Origin of the sequence: Cryobacterium sp. PAMC25264, from assembly GCF_019443325.1 — a bacterium.
In the GTDB taxonomy this organism is placed as follows: Bacteria; Actinomycetota; Actinomycetes; order Actinomycetales; family Microbacteriaceae; genus Cryobacterium.
This window is the reverse complement of record NZ_CP080383.1, coordinates 3,349,339-3,370,111: the sequence shown is the minus strand read 5'-3', so window position 1 is coordinate 3,370,111 and position 20,773 is coordinate 3,349,339. Positions and strand designations below refer to the sequence as shown.

Annotated in this window: 22 protein-coding genes; 6 read left to right on the top strand and 16 right to left on the bottom strand. The window is 67.8% G+C overall.

Going from position 1 to position 20,773, the window contains the following annotated elements; genetic code table 11:
• Positions 1-98: 98 nt before the first annotated feature.
• The 6 genes from KY500_RS15760 to KY500_RS15735 form a co-directional block, all read right to left on the bottom strand.
• A complete protein-coding gene (locus tag KY500_RS15760; RefSeq protein ID WP_219903483.1) occupies positions 99-1,382 on the bottom strand; it encodes a GNAT family N-acetyltransferase in 1,284 nt (427 codons plus the stop codon).
• A 130-nt stretch (positions 1,383-1,512) separates the two neighbouring features.
• Entirely contained in the window at positions 1,513-2,739 is a 1,227-nt protein-coding gene (locus KY500_RS15755) for an ABC transporter permease (RefSeq protein ID WP_219901353.1), read from the bottom strand.
• Entirely contained in the window at positions 2,736-3,425 is a 690-nt protein-coding gene (locus KY500_RS15750; protein ID WP_219901352.1) for an ABC transporter ATP-binding protein, read from the bottom strand. The genes KY500_RS15755 and KY500_RS15750 overlap by 4 nt, the downstream gene beginning before the upstream one ends.
• Complete coding sequence (locus KY500_RS15745) at positions 3,422-4,513, bottom strand: peptidoglycan-binding domain-containing protein (protein WP_219901351.1); 1,092 nt, start codon at positions 4,511-4,513, stop codon at positions 3,422-3,424. Before KY500_RS15745 ends, KY500_RS15750 begins: the two co-directional genes overlap by 4 nt.
• A 29-nt stretch (positions 4,514-4,542) precedes the next feature.
• On the bottom strand, positions 4,543-5,031 hold the full coding sequence (locus tag KY500_RS15740) for a hypothetical protein (protein WP_219901350.1): 489 nt from the start codon (positions 5,029-5,031) through the stop codon (positions 4,543-4,545).
• A gap of 202 nt (positions 5,032-5,233) precedes the next feature.
• A complete protein-coding gene (locus KY500_RS15735; protein WP_219903482.1) occupies positions 5,234-6,190 on the bottom strand; it encodes a 5'-3' exonuclease in 957 nt (318 codons plus the stop codon).
• Between the two features lie 205 nt (positions 6,191-6,395).
• Here KY500_RS15735 and KY500_RS15730 point away from each other — a divergent pair, with 205 nt between their 5' ends.
• On the top strand, positions 6,396-9,374 hold the full coding sequence (locus tag KY500_RS15730) for an esterase-like activity of phytase family protein (RefSeq protein WP_219901349.1): 2,979 nt from the start codon (positions 6,396-6,398) through the stop codon (positions 9,372-9,374).
• Positions 9,375-9,441: 67 nt separating this feature from the next.
• On the opposite strand, the gene KY500_RS15725 is transcribed toward KY500_RS15730, so the two are convergent.
• The 5 genes from KY500_RS15725 to arr all read right to left on the bottom strand — a co-directional run bounded on the left by KY500_RS15725 (position 9,442) and on the right by arr (position 13,218).
• Positions 9,442-10,128 (bottom strand): DedA family protein, encoded by a 687-nt coding sequence (locus tag KY500_RS15725; protein WP_219901348.1) that lies wholly within the window; start codon positions 10,126-10,128, stop codon positions 9,442-9,444.
• Between the two features lie 24 nt (positions 10,129-10,152).
• Positions 10,153-10,974: a hypothetical protein gene (locus tag KY500_RS15720; RefSeq protein WP_255579431.1), complete on the bottom strand. Its 822-nt coding sequence runs from the start codon at positions 10,972-10,974 to the stop codon at positions 10,153-10,155.
• 75 nt (positions 10,975-11,049) lie between these two features.
• The gene (locus KY500_RS15715) at positions 11,050-12,066 is read right to left on the bottom strand and encodes a HAMP domain-containing sensor histidine kinase (protein WP_219901347.1); all 1,017 of its coding nucleotides are present in this window, start codon (positions 12,064-12,066) and stop codon (positions 11,050-11,052) included.
• Complete coding sequence (locus tag KY500_RS15710; protein ID WP_219901346.1) at positions 12,063-12,737, bottom strand: response regulator transcription factor; 675 nt, start codon at positions 12,735-12,737, stop codon at positions 12,063-12,065. The genes KY500_RS15715 and KY500_RS15710 overlap by 4 nt, the downstream gene beginning before the upstream one ends.
• Before the next feature lie 52 nt (positions 12,738-12,789).
• On the bottom strand, positions 12,790-13,218 hold the full coding sequence (gene arr / locus KY500_RS15705; RefSeq protein ID WP_219901345.1) for an NAD(+)--rifampin ADP-ribosyltransferase: 429 nt from the start codon (positions 13,216-13,218) through the stop codon (positions 12,790-12,792).
• A 143-nt stretch (positions 13,219-13,361) separates the two neighbouring features.
• Between arr and KY500_RS15700 the strand changes: the two genes are divergently transcribed.
• The 5 genes from KY500_RS15700 (at position 13,362) to KY500_RS15680 (ending at position 16,937) form a co-directional block, all read left to right on the top strand.
• Positions 13,362-14,240 (top strand): ABC transporter ATP-binding protein, encoded by an 879-nt coding sequence (locus KY500_RS15700; protein WP_219901344.1) that lies wholly within the window; start codon positions 13,362-13,364, stop codon positions 14,238-14,240.
• Positions 14,240-15,481 carry an ABC transporter permease gene (locus KY500_RS15695; protein ID WP_219901343.1) on the top strand — a complete coding sequence of 414 codons (1,242 nt, stop codon included), beginning with the start codon at positions 14,240-14,242 and terminating at the stop codon, positions 15,479-15,481. The genes KY500_RS15700 and KY500_RS15695 overlap by 1 nt, the downstream gene beginning before the upstream one ends.
• Before the next feature lie 434 nt (positions 15,482-15,915).
• On the top strand, positions 15,916-16,227 hold the full coding sequence (locus KY500_RS19830; protein WP_219901342.1) for a DUF6328 family protein: 312 nt from the start codon (positions 15,916-15,918) through the stop codon (positions 16,225-16,227).
• Positions 16,228-16,294: 67 nt separating this feature from the next.
• Positions 16,295-16,603, top strand: a complete 309-nt coding sequence (locus KY500_RS15685; protein ID WP_255579430.1) for a thioredoxin family protein — start codon at positions 16,295-16,297, stop codon at positions 16,601-16,603.
• 100 nt (positions 16,604-16,703) lie between these two features.
• The gene (locus tag KY500_RS15680) at positions 16,704-16,937 is read left to right on the top strand and encodes a hypothetical protein (RefSeq protein ID WP_219901341.1); all 234 of its coding nucleotides are present in this window, start codon (positions 16,704-16,706) and stop codon (positions 16,935-16,937) included.
• A gap of 33 nt (positions 16,938-16,970) precedes the next feature.
• Here KY500_RS15680 and KY500_RS15675 read toward each other — a convergent pair whose 3' ends face one another.
• The 5 genes from KY500_RS15675 to KY500_RS15655 all read right to left on the bottom strand — a co-directional run bounded on the left by KY500_RS15675 (position 16,971) and on the right by KY500_RS15655 (position 20,771).
• Positions 16,971-17,210, bottom strand: a complete 240-nt coding sequence (locus tag KY500_RS15675; protein ID WP_219901340.1) for a hypothetical protein — start codon at positions 17,208-17,210, stop codon at positions 16,971-16,973.
• An 80-nt stretch (positions 17,211-17,290) separates the two neighbouring features.
• Positions 17,291-17,962 (bottom strand): HAD-IA family hydrolase, encoded by a 672-nt coding sequence (locus KY500_RS15670; protein WP_219901339.1) that lies wholly within the window; start codon positions 17,960-17,962, stop codon positions 17,291-17,293.
• Entirely contained in the window at positions 17,952-19,019 is a 1,068-nt protein-coding gene (locus KY500_RS15665; protein WP_219901338.1) for an ABC transporter ATP-binding protein, read from the bottom strand. Before KY500_RS15665 ends, KY500_RS15670 begins: the two co-directional genes overlap by 11 nt.
• Complete coding sequence (locus KY500_RS15660; RefSeq protein ID WP_219901337.1) at positions 19,016-19,837, bottom strand: carbohydrate ABC transporter permease; 822 nt, start codon at positions 19,835-19,837, stop codon at positions 19,016-19,018. Before KY500_RS15660 ends, KY500_RS15665 begins: the two co-directional genes overlap by 4 nt.
• On the bottom strand, positions 19,824-20,771 hold the full coding sequence (locus tag KY500_RS15655; protein ID WP_219901336.1) for a carbohydrate ABC transporter permease: 948 nt from the start codon (positions 20,769-20,771) through the stop codon (positions 19,824-19,826). Before KY500_RS15655 ends, KY500_RS15660 begins: the two co-directional genes overlap by 14 nt.
• Between the last annotated feature and the right edge of the window lie 2 nt (positions 20,772-20,773).

The following is a 20,773-nucleotide window of genomic DNA, read 5'->3' as shown; positions in this document are numbered from 1 at the left end:
GAACACGGATTTCAAGCACCCTGGACGTATCTCCAGGCTTGCGTCAGAGGCGTGACGAATCCCCGATTTTTCCGTCCCACCAGCGCCGCAGCGCCGTTCTAGAAGTGCGTCAGGCAGTGCGCGGGGCGCTCGAGGGCGAAGAGCCTCGCGGCCAGGAACGCCGCGCCCTCGGTGTGCTCCTGCACCCGGCCCGCCGCCGCCAGCGAGACCGGGTTCACCGCGCCCAGGTAGATCGACGACAGCGCGGTGATATCCAGTTCGAGGTCGGGTGCCGCGGTGGATGCGCTCACCTGTGCGGCTCCATCGCGCACCTCGATCGTGAACGTGCCCGCGGTGAGCCCCAGGCCGTCTGCGACCCGGAGCACCAGCGTGCCGTCGGCGGCGAAGGCGCGCGCTTCCAACGCCTGACGCACATCGAGGATGCGCAGCCAGAGTAGGTCTCGGGGGTTGGCCGCGGCGACGCAGCGCGGGTCGGTCAGGGCCCAGGTGAGCGGGTTGTCCACCGGCGCCTCGTTCCAGGTGATGCGCTCCACCAGGTCGATGGCAGCCAGATACTGCCAGAGCTCCAGGTAAGCGGCCGGGGTGGCCGCCACCAGATCAACGATCTCCATGGTTGCGGGCGTCTTGTCCCAGCCGCCGAATCGGTAGGACACGTAGCCGTCGACGGTGCCATCAAGCGCATAGTGCAGCGCCGCTTTCACCTTGGCGTCGGGGCCGCCCTCGCGGCTCGTCGCCCCGGCGGCCAGCTGACGGTAGAACTCCTGCCGACCGATGGACCCCGGCTGTTCGTTGTGCAGCCGGGCGAAGACCTGCGGGGCCAGCTCCAGAAGCACTGTGGGGTCGGCGACCTCCACGGTTCCCACCGGAGTGTTGTTGAGCTGGAACTTCGCGGAGGTGTCGACCGTGATGCTCTGCTCCGTGGTGGCCACGCCGAAGCCGAACCGACCGTAGATCGAGGCTTCCGACGCTGTAAGTGCGGCGATCGCGATGCCGTTGCCCTTGGCCAGGGTGAGATCCTCGGTCATCATCCGGCGGAGCAGCCCGCGACGCCGGTGCGAGGTGCGCACGGTGACGCCGGTGATGAGATGCGCATCCAGCAACCTGCCGAAGCCGATGTTGAGTGTGCTCGGCTGGGACCCGAACGTGGCCACCGGCACCTCGCTGCCCAGCGAGTACGGGGCCGGCTGCCCGGTTTGGTAGGCACCCGTGTAGACGGCGCCGTCCACACGGCTCCTGGCGATGGACTCCTGAACGCGCTCGTCGGTGCTGCGTTCCTCATGGAAGCCGAACGACACCGCGCTATCCCAGGCTGTCGCTTCGGGGTATCCGGGCTCGCCGGGTGCTGCCGGCTCAAACCGACGGATCTCGTACTCTGCGTTCATCGGGGACATGCATCCGAGTGTACGGAACCCCGTCTCGTCGGGCCCAGGAGGTCCCGCGAACCGTGAGTTAAGCCCCGGAAATCCCGGGATTTAGGTGCTTAAGTCACAGTTCGCGAGGGGGAGGGGCGGGTCAGCTGTTCAGGGCGGCCGTCGGCGGGGTTCGGGCAGCACGGATGGCCGGGTAGAGCCCCGCGACGGCCCCGACCACGAGAGTGGATGCGGCACCGACGATCAGCACCAGGGGCGGCACGACCGGTGGCCAGCCGCTCGCCAGGGCGACACCCCAGGTCACGATGTACCCGATTCCGGCGCCGGCGACCCCGCCCATCGCGGAGAGCACGAGGGCCTCGGTGAGGAACTGCAGCCTAATGTGGCGGCGGGTGGCCCCGAGGGCGCGCCGGAGGCCGATCTCACGTCGTCGTTCGATAACCGAGATGACCATGGTGTTGGCCACCCCGATGGCGCCCACGAGGAGGGCAATCGATCCGATGCCGACCAGCATGCCGGTGAAGCTCTCGTCGACGGCGTTTATGGCGGCGAGGGCATCCGAGGGGCGTGACACCGCCACGGCGGCCGGTGCGGCCGGTTGCACCGCGGGGCCGATGAGCGCGCGCACCTGCTCGACGGCGGAGTCATCAACTCGTTGATAGAGCTTCGTCGGGTTGCCCGCAAACGCGTGCTCGACGGTGGCGACGGGTACGCCGATGAGGGCTGCGACATCCAGCTCGGGCGCCAGAGAAACGGGATCGAGGATGCCGACGACAGTGGTGTTCTGCCCGCCGAGCCAGACGAGGGTGCCGGGTTCGGTGACCCCGAGGCGCATGGCCGCGGTGGCGCCCAGCACCGTGGTGGGGAACGCGGCGGTGGTGCGATTCAACCAGCCCCCGGCCCGCACGCTGCCGGCGACGGTGTCGAGCAGATTCAGTTCGGCGGCGGTGACCGTGAGCCCGCCGGTGCGGTCGGGATCGCTGTACGAGCTGCGGTATACGTGCACGTCCGGCAGATCGGCGATAGCGGATGTGTCCTCGATCCCGGGCAGACGGGCGAGACGGGCGGTTGCGTTCACCGGCAGCGGGATCGGATCGCCCGACGATGGAGGGGCGACGGTGGCGGTCAACAGGTTGGTGCCGAGGGCGGTGAGCCGGGCGTTCAGGCCGGCCTGGCTGGAAGCCGAGATGCCGAGAACGGCCACCATGGCGGCCACACCGATGGCGATCCCCAACGCCGAGAGGATGGCGCGTGCCGGCTTGGCGCGCAGCCCCGACGAGCCGAGTGCGAGCAGGTCGGCCGGGCGCAGCCGGGAGCGGGCGGTGGCAGGCGGTTGGTGGGTGGACCGGCGAAAGCGTGACGCGCTCATACGAGGGCTCCGGAACTGGAATCGGAGAGGACAACGCCATCGCGGATCGCTACCCGTCGAGGCAGGCGGGCCGCGAGAGCCACGTCGTGGGTGATCACGACGATGCTGGTGCCCAGGGTGTGAAGGGAATGCAGGAGTTCGACGATGCTCTCGCCGGAACTTGAGTCGAGGTTGCCGGTGGGCTCGTCGGCCAGCAGGAGCGGCGGATCGCCGATCACCGCTCGGGCGATCGCCACGCGTTGCCGTTCACCGCCGGACAGTTGGTGCGGCAGATGAGTGAGCCGGTGGCTCAACCCCACCCGCTCCAGTGCGGTCCGGGCGCGCTCCCGGCGTTCTTCACGCGGGGTGCCGGTATAGAGGAGGCCGTCGGCGACATTCTCCAGAGCGGTGACGCCGTCCCGCAGGTGGAACTGCTGGAAGACGAACCCGATGCGCCTCGAGCGCAGTGCGGAGAGCTCGGCGTCGGAGAGAGTGCCGGTGTCCAGGCCGCCGATACGGATGCTGCCCGCGGTGGGCCGGTCAAGAGTGCCGATGAGGTTGAGAAGCGTCGACTTACCCGACCCGCTGGCCCCGACGATGGCGACGAACTCACCCTCCTCGATGGTCAGGTTCACGCCCGCGAGGGCCGTGACGGGCGGGGAGCCGTAGCTGCGAACCACATCCGTGAGCTGGATCAGCGCCGTCATCGCGCGGGCACCACGACGGACAGCCCGTCGACGATCTTCGCGCCGGAGATTTCCACCAGCCCCGATGCGAACTCACCCACGGTGACGGGGATGAGCGTGCGTTCGGCATCGGGATTCTTCCGGGGCACCTCGACGGCGAACTGGGTGTCGCTGATCGGAACGAGGGCATCCACCGGAACCGTGAGCACGTCGTCTGTCACCGCGCCGGCAAAGCTCACGGTGACACCGGACAGGGCCAGGTCGGCCACCGCGGCCTGATCGGCCACCGTGATGCGCACGGGCACGACGATGCTGCTTCCCGAGCCGTCGGCATCCGGCTTGTTCACCGGCGCGGCGACGGATTCGATGATGCCGTCGGCGGTCACCCCCGTCGGCAGGGCCACCGTGACGGTGCCGCCGACGACGGCGACCTGCCGGTCGGGCGACTTGACGTTGACCTCCACGACCAGTTGCCGGGTCGTGGCCCGGTACAGCGAGGATCCCGCGTCCACCTGCGCGCCGACGCGGCTCTCCACGGTGTCCACCCGCAGATCCTGGTCCGAGATCAGGACCATGGACCGCTCCAGCGTGCCGGTGCGCTCCACGCCGAGAGACTTCTGCCAGGCGCGGATGGCGACAGTCGTGTCCCAGGTGAAACGGTTGTCCGGTTCGCCGCTGAAGACACCCAGGGCGCGGAGGTTCTGCTCCAATTGGCGCACGTCCTCCCCGTCGGACATGTCCGAGGAGAAGTCGCGCCAGGCCGGCACGGTGCCGGAGAGCATGATGACCGGGCGGGTGTCCACTCGGTAGACGACCGCACCAGTGCCGAGAGTTGCACCAGGAGCGGGTAGTTCCGTGACCACGCCGGCCAGTCCGGAGGTGATCGGCAGAGTGCTCGCGTACTGCACAGCGCCGGCGACCTTCGTCTCGGATGCCATGCTGCCCGTGGTGACCGCTGCCGTGGATACCGCGAGAGGCGGAGGAGCTTGGTCCTTTTCGCCGGGAGCCCAGATGGCGTATCCGGCGACGAGGGCGGCGAAGGCGACGCCGGCGGTTGCGACTCCCCAGCGGCGCCTGCCGCGGCGAGTCGTCACCGGTGCGTTTGGCACGGGAGCAGCGTTCTCATCGGAGATGTCGTTCACAGGGTCAGATCCGTGCAGGCCGCCACGACCTCGTCCGAGGCGTCGTTGGGGATCACGAAGGCCTGGCCGCTGGTGGGCTCGGTGACGCCGAAACCGGCCTTCCGGAAGCAGTCCGCCCACTTGAGGTGAAGAGTGAGGGCCTCAGCGTCACTCATCGACGATGCGAAGGTGGGCGGATCGCCGATCTCCGTCATGCAGGTGGAAGCGGCCTCGTTGATCTCGGGGCTGCTCTCCTGGATCCCCTGACCGGGCTCCGGATCCTTCACGTCCAGCCCCTTGTCGCGCAGGCACTGCGCCAGCTTGAGGTCGTAGGCGTCACGAGCGGCCTGGAACGCTGCGTCGCTGACCGCTCCGTCTCCGCCGGATGCGCTGGTAGGACCGTTGGTTTCGGCCGGCGCGGAGCATCCCGCAAGGGTGACCAGAATCGCTGCCGTGGCCGCGAAGCCGGCCAGAGTACGGGACAGGTGGGTGGGAAGCAGTTTCATGGTGGTGTCCTTCTGGTGAGAAACGGCGTTCACATCGCCGGTACACACCAGCCAACCGGCGTGGCTGTTGCGACACCGTAGAGAGTTTTCGAGACGGTCCCGATATGTCTCCCGCGGTGTCTCCCGCCGCCGGGTACACCCGGCACACGCATCCGCGAACTGTGAGTAAAGCCCCGAAAATCCCGGAATTCCGGTGCTTAAGTCACAGTTCGCGGGAGGAGGAGGAGGAGGAGGCGGCGAGGGCCTCGCGGGCTCGGGTGAGGGAGGAACCCAGGCCCCAGCGGGCGTCGAGGCGCTCGAGGTCGGCCAGTTGCTCGGGCGTCGCCGGGCGGATGCGGGCGTCGAACGCCGGCAACTCCAGGTCGCGCACCACATTCACGACCTTCGGTGCCACAAGCAGGTAGTCCGCGGCCGCCACGATCTTCGCCCGCACCGACGCGCTCAGCTTCACCTCGGGGTCTGCCGCCGCCGCGACGATACCGTCGAGGTCACCGAACTCGGCCAGCAGCGTCGCCGCGGTCTTCTCGCCCACCCCGGCCACACCGGGCAGCCCATCGGACGCGTCGCCGCGCATGGCCGCGAAGTCGGCGTACTGCGCCGGGGTGACCCCGGTCTTGGCCGTCAACGACGCATCCGTGAGAAGCTCCAGCCGGGCCATGCCACGGCCGGTGTAGATCACCCGCACGTCGCGGCTGTCATCGACGAGCTGGAACAGGTCGCGGTCGCCGGTGACCACATCCACCGGGATCTCGGAGTGCGAGGCCAGAGTGCCGATCACGTCATCGGCCTCGTGGTGCGCGGCGCCGACCACCGGGATGCCGAGCGCGGCGAGCACCTCACGGATGACCGGCACCTGCGGGCTGAGCAGGTCGGGCACGGTCTCGATCGCGGTGGCGGCATCCGTCGCCGGATCGGCATCGGCGGGCGCAGCGGCCACCCGGTGGGTCTTGTAGGTGGGGATCAGATCGACCCGCCACTGGGGGCGCCAGTCGTCGTCCCAGCAGGCCACGATCTCGGTGGGCTGGAACTCGGTGGTGAGCCGGGCGATCATGTCGAGCAGTCCGCGCACGGCGTTCACGGGCTCGCCGCCCGGCGCGACGACGGTGTCGGGCACCCCGTGGAAAGCACGGAAATAGAGGGCGGCGGTATCGAGCAGCATCCGGCGTGGGGGTTGAGTGGTCACGGCAGGAATCCTGCCACATCGAACAGCGCACCGGAATAGCCGCTGCGCAGACCCGTTTGCCTGTCGTACATCTTGCCGTCGCCTCTCGGACCCTCCCAGGCCACCCCGACGTTCCCGGCGACCAGCACGCTCGACGAGTACCTGTGAACTCGCACAGGTAACGCTCGCGACAAGGGAACCCATGACATTTTCGAGACCAGCCCGCCGCATCACCTTCATCGCCGCGGCCGCTGTCATGGCCAGCTGCGTGGTCGTCGCCCCGGCGCTCGCCGCGGCTCCTGCCCCGACCACCTCGGCGTTCCACCGCACCGCCACGTACCCGGTCTACCTCAACGCGCCCGCCGGCGTCAGCCCGGCCGACACCACCGCCGCCGAGATCTCCGGCGTCACCGACGACGGCAAGACCGTCATCTACACGGATGCCCCGGGCAAGCGCATCGGCTTCCTCGACATCTCCGATGTGAACAAGCCCGTCGGCGCCGGCAGCATCTCCCTGGCCGACCTCGGCCACGCCGACGACCAGCCCACCTCGGTCGCCGTGTACGGCGACTTCGTGCTCGTCGTCATCGACGAGAGCGGCGGCGACTTCGTCTCGCCCTCCGGCCGCCTCGACGTCATCCGCATCAGCGACCGCACCCTGGTCACGAGCATCGACCTGGCCGGCCAGCCCGACTCGATCGCCATCAGCAAAGACCACGCCTACGCGGCCATCGCCATCGAGAACCAGCGCGACGAGTCGGCCACCCCGACCGGCGGCAAGAAGGGCGACCTGCCCCAGCTGCCCGCCGGGTTCGTTCAGGTGATCGACCTCAACGCCGACCCCACCACCTGGGTGAGCACCCCGGTTCCTTTCGTGGCCTCCGACGGCTCGGCGCTGCCCTCGTTCACGGCGGCCGGCCTCGACTCGCCCACGGACCCCGAGCCCGAATACGTGACCATCAACAGCGCGAACCAGCTGGCGGTCACCCTGCAGGAGAACAACGGCATCGTGCTCGTCGACCTGCCCAGCAAGGCCATCACCAAGGTCTTCAGCGCCGGCACCGCCACCGTGACCGGTATCGACACCAAGAAAGACAAGGTGATCAACCTCACCGGCACGATCACCAACGTTCCGCGCGAACCCGACTCCATCGCCTGGGTGGACGACACTCACCTGGCCACCGCCAACGAGGGCGACTGGAAGGGCGGCAGCCGAGGCTGGACCATCTTCGACGCCACGACGGGCGCCGTGGCTTGGGATGCCGGCAACTCCTTCGAGCACCTCGCCGTGGCCGGCGGCCTCTACGCCGACAGCCGTGCCGACAAGAAGGGCAGCGAACCCGAGGGCCTGATGGTCTCCACCATCGACGGCACCCGCTACGGATTCGTCGCCTCCGAGCGCAGCAACTTCGTGGCCGTCTACGACCTCACCGACCCGGTGAACCCGGTCTACCAGCAGATGGTCTTCGCCACCAACGGGCCCGAGGGCCTGCTCGCCGTGCCCAGCCGCAACCTGCTGGTCGCCTCGAGCGAGACCGACGACGCGAGCGTCGGCGTGCGCGCATCCGTCGCCCTATACGAGCTCGGCGACGGCGGCAGCACGGCGGGCCAGCCGAGCATCGTCTCCAACGACGTCGCGGGCCTGCCGATCGGCTGGCAGGCGCTCGGCGCGCTGAGCGCCAAGCCCGGCGACACCGAGCGAATCTACACGGCCAGCGACTCGGCCCTCTCGCCCAGCACCATCTTCACGGTCGACGTCACGAAAACCCCCGCGCGCATCGACTCCAGCCTGGTCGTCACCGAGAACGGCAAGCCGGCCGTCTTCGACATCGAGGGCCTGCACGCCCGCGAGCAGGGCGGCTTCTGGCTCGCCGCCGAGGGCGTCACCGGTGCCGGCAACCTGCTGTACCGCACGGATGCCGCCGGTGCCGTTCAGGAGACCGTGGCCCTGCCCTCCGACATCTCCGCGCACATCTCCAAGTGGGGTTACGAGGGCGTCACCGCGACGACGGATGCGGCCGGAAACGAGCAGCTCTATGTCGCGATCCAGCGCCCGCTGTGGACCGACCCGGCCGACCCCACCGCCACGGTGGACGGCAATGGCGTGACCCGCATCGGCCGGTACGACGTGACCGAGAAGACCTGGACCTGGTTCGGTTACCAGCTGGAGGCCGACGCCGGAGGAAGCGACTGGATGGGCCTGTCCGAAATCGTGGCCGTGGACGAGAACACCCTCGCCGTGATCGAGCGGGACAAGCTCAACGGCCCGGCCGCGGCCGTCAAGCGCATCTACACGGTCACCGTGCCGTCTACCGACCCGGCTGCAGGCACGCTGCCGATCCTGCCCAAGAAGCTGGCCTACGACGTGCTGCCCGACCTCCAGGCCACCAACGGCTGGACCCAGGAGAAGCTCGAGGGCCTCACCATCGGCGCCGACAAGAACGTCTACGCGGTCACCGACAACGACGGCCTGAAGGACGCCACCGGCGAGACCGTGTTCCTCAAGCTGGGCACGGCGGCTGATGTCTTCGGTCTCGTGGCACCGACGCCGGACCCGACGCCGACCGGCACTCCGACCGGCACTCCCACCGTCCCGCCCACGACCGAGCCGACCGTTCCGCCGACTGCGGAGCCGACCGCGACGCCCACCGCGACGCCCACCACCGTGCCGACCGCGACCCCGACCACCGTGCCGACCGCGACCCCGACGGCAACTCCGACCGTGTCGCCGACCCCCACCCCGACCGGCACAGCCGTACCGTCCCCCGCACCGACCAACACCGGCACCGCACCTTCCGTGGTGCTGGGCGACGCCGACCTGCGGGTCACCGCGGGCAGCGCCGTCGGCATCTCCGGGCGCGGCTTCGCGGCCAACACCGCACTCACGGTGACGCTGCACTCCACCCCGCTGCGCCTCGCCACGATCACGAGCGCTGCGGATGGCGCCTACGCCAGCCAGGTCACCATCCCGGCGAACACGGAAGCCGGCGCGCACCGCATCGTGGTGACCGCCGCCAACGGTGACAGCGCCGAGATCGCCTTCACGGTGGTCGCGGCTGGCTCAGGGGCGACCCTGGCCAGTACCGGCGTCGGATTCCTCACCCCGATGCTGGGCGGCGCCTTGGCGCTACTGGCCGCGGGAGCCGGCGCCCTGTTCCTGCGTCGTCGCCAGCAGGCCTAACCCGGCGCACGGCGTCTGAACGCGGACGAGTTGCTCGATGTTCTCGGGTGACTCGTCCGCGTTTGCGCTATCCGGCGGTGTCCGAACTGGCTTCCGGCGTGCGCCGTCGACTGGCCACGGCCCGGATGAGCAGGGGGACGACGGACAACACGACAATCCCCAGGAGCACCAGGTCGATGTACCGGGCAGCGAAATCGGCGACGCCGGGAATGTGAGCCAGCCCGAAACCGAGCAACACGATGGCCGTGCACCACAGGATTGCGCCCACGGCGTTGAAGATCGTGAAGAGGCGCCGCGGCATCCTCCCCACACCGGCGGCGACGGGCGCGAAGGTGCGCACGACGGGAACGAAACGGGCGACCGTGACGGCCGCGGGACCGAATCGATCGAAGAAACCCTGGGTCCTCGCGACACTACGGCGACTGAACAGGCCGGACTCGCGCCGATCGAAGATCCGGGGGCCGGTCGTGCGACCGATGAGATAGCCCACCTGATCGCCCAGCGCCGCCGACACGGCAATGGCAGGGATGACGACCCACAGCGGCTGGCTGATGACACCGCTGAGCGCCAGCACGCCGGTGAAGAACAGCAGAGTGTCGCCCGGAAGGAAGAAGCCGACCAACAGGCCGGTCTCCACAAACACGATGGCGCACACCACGGCCAGTCCCCAGAGTCCGGCGCCGGCGATGATCGACTGCGGATCGAGCACGCCGGCAGCATGCACGGCGGGAGCGGATAAGGCGGTGAGAAGCATGGTGCCGAGTCTGCGCGCTCGGTTCTAAGAAATCGCCGAGAATCGAACCGATGCCGCTTCATCCTTCGGCTCGGCCGGATCGGTCGCGCGCAGGCTGAGCACGATCACCAGAGTGAGGATCACCGCCAGGAAAAGTGCGCTGGTCGCCGTGGTACCGAGTCCTAGGCCTCCGTCAGCGGTGGGCTGGGAGAGCAGATCGCCCAGGGAGGCGCCGAGCGGCCGGGTGAGCACGTAGGCGGTCCAGAAGGCGAAGACGGCGTTGAGGTGGAATAGACGGTAGGCGACGGCGACCAGGGCGATCATCCCGGCGAAGACCAGCAGCGCCACCAGGAAGCCGAGACCCAGTCCCTCCGCCACGAGGTCACCCGCCGCGGTACCCAGTGCGAAGGTGAACAGCACGGCCAGCCAGTAGAAAGCCTCCCGGCGGGTCGTGACGATCGAGTGAATGGAAAGCGTCTTCTCCGACGCCGCCCACACGGCGAAGGTGAGCACCAAAGCCACGGCGAACACGAGCGTGGTGAGCCAGAGGGGCACCCCGAGGTTGTCGGTGAGGTTGTCGGTGATGAGGGTGCCCACCACACTGATCAGCACAACGGCCAGCCAGTACACGGCCGGGAGGTAACGGCGCAGCCGGACCTGAACCGCGAGCGCGGCACACAGCAGCACCGCCATGACCAGGGACGTCAGGAGGAGACCCAGCCCGAGGTCGGCGTTCAGGAAATCGGCGGCCGTCTCTCCTACCGTCGTGGCGAGCACCTTGATCACCCAAAAGACGAGGGTTGCCTCTGGCACCTTGTTGAGCATGTGCCTGGAGCGCGACGCGGGGGCTGGTCGGGATGAGGCCATGAGACGGTGCTCCTTCGACGGGGTTCTGCTGGGCTGGGGAAATCCCAGCCCACCGCACCGGGTCTAAGACTTCTCTCAGACTGCCGCAGCCGATTCCGCCGGGGGCCGGGTGTCGCGGGGGACCTCGAACCGGATGGCGGTGCCCGCGCCGCTGCTCTCGACCACGGTGACCGAGCCGCCGTGCCGCACCGCGATGTCGCGCACCAGGGACAGGCCGATGCCGAAGCCCGTGCGGGTATCGCCGCCGCCACCGACGGCGGGCCCGGCGTGTGCGAACCGATCGAAGATGCGGGCCGGGTCGATGCCCTGGATGCCCTGACCCTGATCGCGCACGGTGAGCGCCACGGTCTTCTTGGTGGCCGTCACGGTCACCGAGACGGTCGATCCCGGAGGAGCGAAACGCAGCGCGTTGTCGAGAAGGGCCACGACGCAGCGCGTGAGACTCGTGGCGGGCACGCGTGTGGCCGCCTCCGATGAGGTATCCAGAGCGATAGTGATGTTCTTCGCCTCCGCAATGAGCCGCATCGACTCCACTGCGGCACGGACGGCGCCGGTCATCTCAACGACCTCGGCGGTGGCGGCCGCACCGCCGGCCTCGGCCGACTCGAGTAGATCATTGACAATCCGGATCAGGTCGGCGGCGTCGCCGCGAAGTTCGGCGACGACCTCGGCAGATGGATCGCCGGCGGGCAGGGTGCGCTGCAGAATCTGCAGTCGTGCATCGAGCACGGCCAGCGGTGTGCGCAGCTCATGGCTGGCATCCGCGACGAAGGAGCGTTGGATGCGCAGGGCGTCGCCGAGCGGCCGCACTGCTCCACGCGTGACCAGCCAGCTCAGCCCACCGGCCAGGAAGATCAGGACGGCCCCGAGAACCGAGGCGGCGCGCAGCAGGTTGACGGCGCTGACCCTGAGGTTGTCGGTATCCGGCACGGGCTCGAACAGCTCGGCGGGAGAGATCTCCGACAGGATGTAGAGGAACATCCCCAGGATGACGGCGATCACTACCCCTGCGCAGGCCAGCGCAATGCGAGTGCCGACCAGTCGCGAGGCACGGCGGATGGCGAGGGCGTCGCTGTCGACGGGCTTGGTCATAGTTGGCCGAGGCGATAACCCTCGCCGCGCACGGTGAGCACGATGCCGGTATCGGTCTTGCGTCGCAGGTAGTGCACGTAGGTATCCACCGTTCCGGCGGTGTCATCGGCGTTGAATACGACGTTGAGAATCTGTTGGCGGGTGAACGTGCGCTGCGGTGCCTGGGCCAGAAGCGAGAGCAGCTCGTTCTCTTTCGCTGTCAGCAGCACCCGATCATCGTAGGGAGAGTAAATGGTACGGCTGTCGGGGTAATACTCCCAATCTCCTATCGGCAGTGCGCGGCCCTCACCCGTGAAGACCCGGCGGATAGCCCTGAGCCTGGCAAGGAGTTCGTCGAACTCGAACGGCTTCACGAGGTAGTCGTTCGCACCGATGTCGAGTCCATCGACCTTGTCTCTCGTGGTGCCCAGGGCCGTCAGCAGCAGAATCGGAGTCGTGATCCGGTGAGCGCGGAGCGCCTCGACCACGGCAAGACCATCCAAGGACGGTAACCGCCGGTCGATGACCATGACCTCGAACTCGCCCTCCAGGCCCACGCGGAGCCCGGCGGCACCATCCACCGCCGCGGTGACATCGTAGGTTTCCGACAGCACCTGGGAGATCAGGGGACCGAGCTTCGGGTCATCTTCCAGAAGGAGCAGCCGCGCTCGCACAGTGCTCTCGGTAGGCATCTGGAACTCCTCGGTGGAAGGGATGGCGATCATTGCAGGTTAGTCCGGGGAGTCAGTCGTAGATGACCGCGCCGCCGTTGCGCGCGAGCGCGGCGAGGCCGTCCCGCATCGCCTGCAGCTGAGCGGGTGTGTGTCCCACCCAGTCCGTGAGCTCGCCGATCACCTTCACGGGCTCGCGGGTGCGGTAGGACCGCGTCGGGTTGCCGGGAAACTTCTTGTCGGTCACATTGGGGTCGTCTTCGACGGCGCCGAGCGGTTCGACGATATAGATGTGGCCGCGGCCCTCACCGGCGGCCAGTTCGGCGCCCCAGGTCGCCGCATCCAGGGTCCCGGTCACATAGACGTGATTCGCGATGCGCCCCACGCCGAAATTCGACTGCCGGCCCGGCTGCAGGAGGTCACCCACCGCCAGCTCTGCCTTGGTGCCGTGGAACAGCGCACCGGACTCGTGCACCTCGAACGGTATCGGTTCAGCACTCATGATTCCCCTTCCTGGTTGACGTGCGGAAGTCTAAACCGCACCAGCGTTGGCTCGCACGCTCGTGTCGGCCGCATCCACCACAGCGTTAGGGTGTGGGCATGACGCTTCATGAAGAGCCTCTTGTTCACATCGAGCATTTTCGGATGGACTTCGCCAGCACCACTGTCATCGAGGACCTCTCCTTCGATGTGCGCCGCGGCGAGACGTTCGGGTTTCTCGGCTCCAACGGGTCGGGAAAGACGACCACCCTGCGTGCGCTGCTCGGAATCTATCTCCCCAGTGCAGGGGTGCTGCACATCGACGGCCGCCCGTTCACCCCGGAGGCCGGCAGTCGACTGGGCTACCTCCCCGAGGAACGCGGACTGTATAAGAAGGAGTCCGTGATCGCCGTGATGGCGTACTTCGGCGCTCTCAAAGGCCTGAGCAAGAAGGCGGCGACCGCCTGGTCGATGGACTACCTCGAGCGGGTCGGTCTGGCCGACAAGGCCAAGACCCGGGTCGACAAGCTCTCGGGCGGGCAACAGCAGAAGGTGCAGTTGGGCGTCACGATCATGAACGACCCCGAACTGCTCATCCTCGACGAACCCACCAAGGGGTTCGATCCGGTCAACCGGCGTCTGCTCATGGACATCATCGAGGAACAGAAACGTAACGGTGCCACCGTGCTCATGGTCACGCACCAGATGGAGGAGGTGGAGCGCCTCTGCGACCGCGTAATCCTGCTCAAGAACGGGCGCGCGGAGGCCTACGGCACGATCCCCGAGGTGCAGAACCAGTACGGCGGAACCATGATCCGGATGAGCTACTCCGGTGATATCCCGCCATCGGCGCACTACGAGGTCAGCACCCGTGACCGCAACTACGCCGAACTCACCCTCACCGACAGCACCGACGAAGCCCTGATCCTGCGCGACCTGGTCGACGCCGGAGTGCTGGTGCGCAGCTTCGCCACCAGCAAGCTCTCGCTGGACGAGATCTTCGTGAGCGTCTACGGCGAACAGAACGAAATGGCGGCACGCTAATGGCCCGGCACAACCTCCAAACGGTCATCGGATTCGAGGTCGGCCGCACGCTCAGCAAACGACGGTTCTGGATCACCACCCTGCTGGTGCCGGTCGGTATCGCCATCGTGATGGCCCTCATGATCATCGGCAATACGTCGGCCGCGAGCACCGTGGATGCCCAGGCCGACGCCGCGATCACGTTCACCTACAGCGACGCATCCGGCTATGTCGACCCGGCCGTGGCGTCGAAGATGGGCGGCACGGCCGTGACGGATGACGCGGCCGCGATCGCCGCCGTGAAGGCGGGCACCGAAGACGCCCACTTCGTGTACCCGGCCGACCCGAGTACCGCCGCTGTGCAGGTGTCCGGCGTCGACAAGGGACTCTTCGGCAACGGCGCCTACGACGCCGTGGCCACGCAGCTGCTCGTCCTGAGCGCACAGAACGAGATTGGGGATCCGGCGTTGGCCGAGCTGGCCCGGGGCAACGTCTCGGTGGACGCCACCACATACGCCGACGGTGAAAAGGCCGCCGGTTTCATGGGCGTGATCCCGCCGCTGATCTACGTGGTGGTCTTCTTCCTCGTGTTCACTCTGCTCTCGAACCAGATGCTCACGAGCACGCTGGAGGAGAAGGAGAATCGGGTCACCGAGATGATCCTCACCACCCTCAACCCCACCACGCTGATCACGGGCAAGATCATCTCGCTCTTCATCGTGGGGTTCACCCAAGTGCTCGTGTTCCTCGCGCCCGTCGCCATCGCCTACGTCTTTTTCCGCGACTCGCTCAACATCCCGGAGCTGGACTTCTCGGCGCTCACCTTCGACCCGGTGCAGATGATCGTGGGAGCGTTGCTGGCCATCGGCGGGTTCGCCCTGTTCACCGGCACGCTGGTGGCCATCGGGGCGATCATGCCCACGGCCAAAGACGCGGGCAGCCTGTCCGCGGTGCTGATCATCCTGCTGGTCATGCCGTTGTACGCGGTCTCCTCGATCGTCTCGAGTCCGCACAGCTTCGTGGTGCAGGTGTTCACCTACTTCCCCTATTCGGCGCCGCTCACCGCGATGCTGCGGAACGCGTTCGGCACCCTGAACGGGTGGGAGGCGGCAGTGATCATCGTCGAGCTGTTCCTGCTCGCCGCGCTCGTGCTCCAGCTGGCCGTGCGGCTCTTCCGGTACGGGTCGATCCAGTACACCAGCCGGGTGTCGCTGAAGACGGTGTTCGCACGCACCCGCGCCGACGTGGTGCCGACCGTCTGATCGCCCGCCATACGGGGCGGCTTTCGGGGCGGATGTCCACTCTGGTGCCTAGACGGCGGGCAGCCGGGACAGCGCGGTGAGCAGCGGTTTCCGCTGGCCGGCGGCGCAGATCCTGATCCAGCCCTCCCCGCAGGCGCCGAAGGCCGAGCCGGGCGCCACCGCCACCCCGAGGGTTGAGCACAAACTCCTCGGCCCACGGCGCTGAGCACCCAGAGGTCGTGCCGGGCGGCGAAGTCGAGCAGGTCGGCGGCGATCTCGAAAATGTGGCGGATGCGCGACCCGGCAACAAACCGCGCCGTGGACGAAATCTGGGGCATGAAAACTCCAGATTCTGGCCGGGCCGTTGGTGCGGGCCCTGGGTATGGTGAATTCGATCGGGTGACGCTAGGTCGATTCTCCCCAACGCGAAGCGCCGCCTCGGAAGGGGTTCACCGATGACCGATTCCCTTTCTCCGCTTCCGGAGGAGCCTGACGCGGCCCACGACGGCCGCGACGAAACCGTCACCGAACGGTTGGACCGCAACTGGAACGAGTTGCTGCAGGAGGTGCGCGTCATCCAGGCCGGTTCCCAGATTCTTACGGGCTTCCTGCTGGCAGCGGTGTTCCAGTTGCGGTCCAACCGCTTCGTGGAGGTCACGCTGGCCGGGGTTGCCGTCACGGTCGCGGGCATCGGGCTGTTGATCTTCGATCTGGCGCTCGGCCGGGCCGCCCGAGGCACGCTGAGGAGTGACCGAGAGGCGGAATAGGCGAGGTGTCGAGGCGTTGCATCCAGTACCGCGGTGATGCCGATTTCGCTGCGGCAGGAAGCCCGCAATGCCCACAGCTCCACGCCCGCTCACCGCGGACCCAGCCGTGCACTTCGAGTTGTTCTCCACCTCGTTCTGCGGCGCCTGCCGCACCACACGGATGGCCCTGAACCGGATCCTCCAACTCGTACCGGGGTCGACGCTGGTCGAATTCGATGTGGCCGGCGACCCGCAACGTGCCGAGTCGCTGAACATCGAGCACACCCCGACGACCATCATCCGTGATGCCGACGGCCGCGAGGTTTTCCGTGCGGCCGGGGTGCCCTCGCTGCCCCAGCTTTTGGTGGCAACCGCCCGTGCCCGCGAAACGACATAGGCCGGCGCCACCGACCCACCCCGACTTCCCTGATCGATGCCGCACAGACCACCACACGATGCTCAGGGGCGCCCGCCCGTGCCCAACGTTGGAGGCGGTTGTGGCCCGCGGAAAGCCGTGGAAGGTGTACTTCGTCGTGACCGACCTGTGGGCATCCGTCTCTGAGGCGACCGCGGCCATGCTGCTCGACATCGGTCGGCACTCGGTCTGGGGCTGGAGCCCGAAAGACGGGTTGCGCCGGCCTCCGGTTCTCAGTGACTACCCGCAGAACGTTGCCATCACCGCGCGGGGCGCCCTGAGCGCGCTGTACATCGCCACCGGCTGCGCCGTCTGAGGAAGCCCTCGCACCGAGACGGGAACGCGCGGGTTACTGCTGGGAGAACTTGTTCGGAGTGAGCCCGGCAATGCGATGCGCGTGCTCGCTGAGAACCTCGTTGGTCATGTCGTGACCGCCGTCGGCGAGACGTTCGCGCAGCGCATCCAGAACCTCGGCCTCGTCGTGGCCGGCCAAGTCGGCCTCGTGCTGCACCAGAATACCCGCCACCATGTCGTCATCGGTGAAGCTGTGCTGGTCCTGAATCGGTTCGTCCTGGGTGTCGCCGCTCATGCTGTCCTCCATTGGAACTCGTCTGCCCATTCTGCCCCACGATGGGGGCCGTCGTCACCACAGACCTCACTACGTCGGCTTCACTCCATCGGTATCAGTGCGCGCAGGGTGGCGACGGTGGCCTTCGTCGACACATGGTGAATGCCCGTCCAGCCGTGAGCGTCTGCCGCCTCGCAGTTCGCGACGATGTCGTCGATGAGCACCACCCGACCACCTTCCGGGTGCAGCTGGAGGTCGGCGTGCGCGAAGATCCGCGGTTCGGGCTTGGCGAGCCCGATTTCGTGCGAGCGCACGAAGGCGTCGAAGACGTCGACGCCGGCCAGCATCCGCGCCCGGTGCGGTTCCCACTCGGCGACGCTGTTGGTGAGCATGCCGATGCGCACGCCGGCGGCGCTCAGCCGGTTCAGTTCGGCGAGGAGTTCGGTGTTCACCGGGCGATTCCGGTACCAGTACTCGTCCCAGCGGCCGAGGTTTACCAGGCTCGCCACATCCGCCGGCAGCGCGTCCTCCATGCGGGCGCCCCATTCCGCCTGGCTGATCAGGCCGAGCTCCAGCGGGCCAAGCCCGGTGACGCCGAGGTCTTCCGCCACGTGTGCCGCCGCATCCATCAGCACGCTCCAGGCCACGCCGCTGGCGTCGACGATGTGCCCGACGGCCCCGTCGAGGTGGGGGGTGAGCACGCCGCCGAAGTCGCACCAGACGATGTCGAGGGTGGTCGAAGCGGGTAGGGAGGGGGAGAGGTCAACTGGCATTACGACGGCGTCCGTTCGAATCGAAGTGGTGCAGGCGGGAGGCGGGAATGATGGCGTGCATGGGTTCGCCCGGGCGGAGCCAGGAGTCGCCCTCCAGCTGGGTGATGGTGAAGCTGCGCTCGTCGTTTCGCACGAGCACCTGTTGGCCGTCCCCGGTGAATTCACAGAGCTCGGTGGTTCCGGAGACCACCAGATCGCCGGATGCCGTCACCGACGCCGAGTGACGCACATCCCCAAGCACGGCGGCATCGGTGGCACGCCAGCCGACGCGGCCATCGTCGTTCTGCTCCGGCTGCAGATTCATGGCAGGGGAGCCGACGAAGGTCGCGACGAACTCCGTCGCCGGCCGGTGAAACAGCTCTTCTGCCGTACCGGACTGCGCCACCCGGCCGGCGTCAATCACCACGAGGTGCGTGGCCATGGACAAGGCCTCATGCTGGTCGTGCGTGACAAGCACCAGAGTGGCGCCGATCTCGCGGTGCAGCCGCAGGATCTCCGCCCGAGCACTGGCGCGCAGCTGCGAATCGAGCGCAGAGAGCGGTTCGTCCAGAAGAAGCACCTGGGGCCGGCGGATGATCGCCCGGCCCAGAGCCACCCGTTGCCGCTGCCCGCCGCTGAGCTGGGACGGCTTGCGCTCAAGCAGGGCGTCGAGCCCGAGCAGGCTGGCGACATCCGACACGCGGCGGGTGATCTCGTCCTTGGACGGTCCGGTGCGGCGGTCATGTCGGGCCTGCAGGCGGAGGCCGAACGACAGGTTCGCGGCGACAGACATGTGCGGGTACAGGGCGTAGTCCTGGAAGACCATGGCCACGTCGCGGTCACCGGCGCGTTGGTCGGTGAGGGCAACGCCACCGAGGAGTAGGTCGCCGGTGCTCGCGGTCTCCAGCCCGGACAGCACCCGCAGCAGGGTGGACTTGCCGCACCCCGATGGTCCGACAATGACGGTGAGAGAGCCGGCGGGGATGTGCAGGTCGATGGCGTCGAGCGCGGTGGCACTCCCGTAGGTTTTGCTGAGGCCGACGAGTTGAATGTCGCCGGCGAGGGTGCTGAGGGTCATTTGAGTCCCGACTGGAGGAAGGCGTCCGTGATGCGCCGCGACGCGACGAGGTAGACGATGAGGATGGGCAGGCTGGTGAGGGTGGCGGCCGCGAGCAGACCGCCGAAGTTGGTGCCTTCCGCGGTCTCGAACTGCCGCAGGCCGATCTGCACGGTGGTATCGATCTGGCGGGGTGCTACGAGCAACGGCCAGAGGTACTCGTTCCAGGTGGTGATGAACACCAGGATGCTGACCGCCGCGATCGCCGGGCGCAGCGCCGGCAGCACGATGCTCCACAGCACCTCGACAGGGCGGGCGCCGTCGAGCTTGGCCGCGTTCAGCAGCGAACCGGGGAGCCCGTCCACGTGCTGCAGGAGAAGGAGCACGGCCAGGGCGGATGAGCCCAGTTGCGGCACGATCAGGCCCACGTCGGTGTTCAGCCAGCCGAGCTTGGCCGTCATGAGGAACTGCGGAATGATCAGCGCCTGCGGCGGGATGGCGAGCGAGATGGTGAGCAGGGTGAGCACCAGATTGCGGTACCGGGGTGCGAAGTAGGCCAGGGCGAACGCCCCGAGAACGGCAATGAGAACCTGTCCGATCACCACACCGGCCGCCATCACGAAGGTGTTGCCGAGCAGCAGCCCCACCGGCCAGGCCGTGATCGCGTGCACGTAGTGGTCGAGGGTGGGGTGGGCCGAGAACGGGGAGAGGGAGTGGATGTCGTTCGCCGGTTTGAACGAGGTGAGGATGCCCCAGAGCACCGGGAAGGTCATGATCAGGATCACCCCGATGAGCACGACATGCCAGGCGCCGGTACGCGCGCGGTCAGCGGTTGGCACTGGATCTCCTCAGGTTCGATCGAGTCAGCAGTACCCAGCCGAGGCTGGCGAGTGCGAAGAACAGCAGCACGATCGCTGCCGCGGCCGACGCCATCCCGGTCTCGAAGAATTCAAACCCGAGGGTGTAGATGCGGTAGTAGACGTTGTCGGTGACCCCGTCTGGACCGCCCTGGGTGAGCACCGAGACATTGGTGAAGACCCATTGCCCGGCCAGAACGATGCTGAGTAGGCCCAGCAGAATCGTGGTCTTGTGCAGCTGCGGAATCACGATGAACCGCGTCGTCTCCCAGGCGCTGGCGGATTCGAGCCGGGCGGCCTGCAGGGTGCGCCGGTCCAGCGTAGAGAGGGCGGCGCTGTAGAGCAGCATGTTGAACGCGGTGACCTTGGCCGCGGTCACCAGCACGATCACTATGAGGGCGCTCGCCGGGTTGCCCAGCCAGTTCATCGGCGGCAGACCGACGACACCGATGACCTCGTTGACCAGGCCCTGCAGCGGATTGAGGAGGAATCGCCAGGACACCGCCACCGCAACCGGAGCGACCATGACGGGCAGGAAGAGCAACGAACGATAAACGGTGCTGGCCCGGCCGGGCCGCTGCCACAGCATGATCGCCAGGAACATCGGAACGATGGTGGAGAACGGCAGGAGGGCCACCGCGTAGAGCATGGTCTGGCCCGCCGCCCGCCCGAACTCGGGCTCGCGCAGCAGGCGGGCGTAGTTCTCCAGGCCCACGAACCCGCCGGGAGCACCCGTGAGGTTCCACTCCAGGAACGACAGGACGCCGGTGAACAGAGCCGGCCCGTACACCCAGGCGAACAGCAGTACCAGCAACGGAGTGAGGTACGGCCAGGCGCGGCCGGCTCGCGGGCTGGGGCGGTGGGGCCCGCGGCCCCGGGGCGCGGCGGAGACCGCTCCCGGGGCCGGAGAGAGCATTA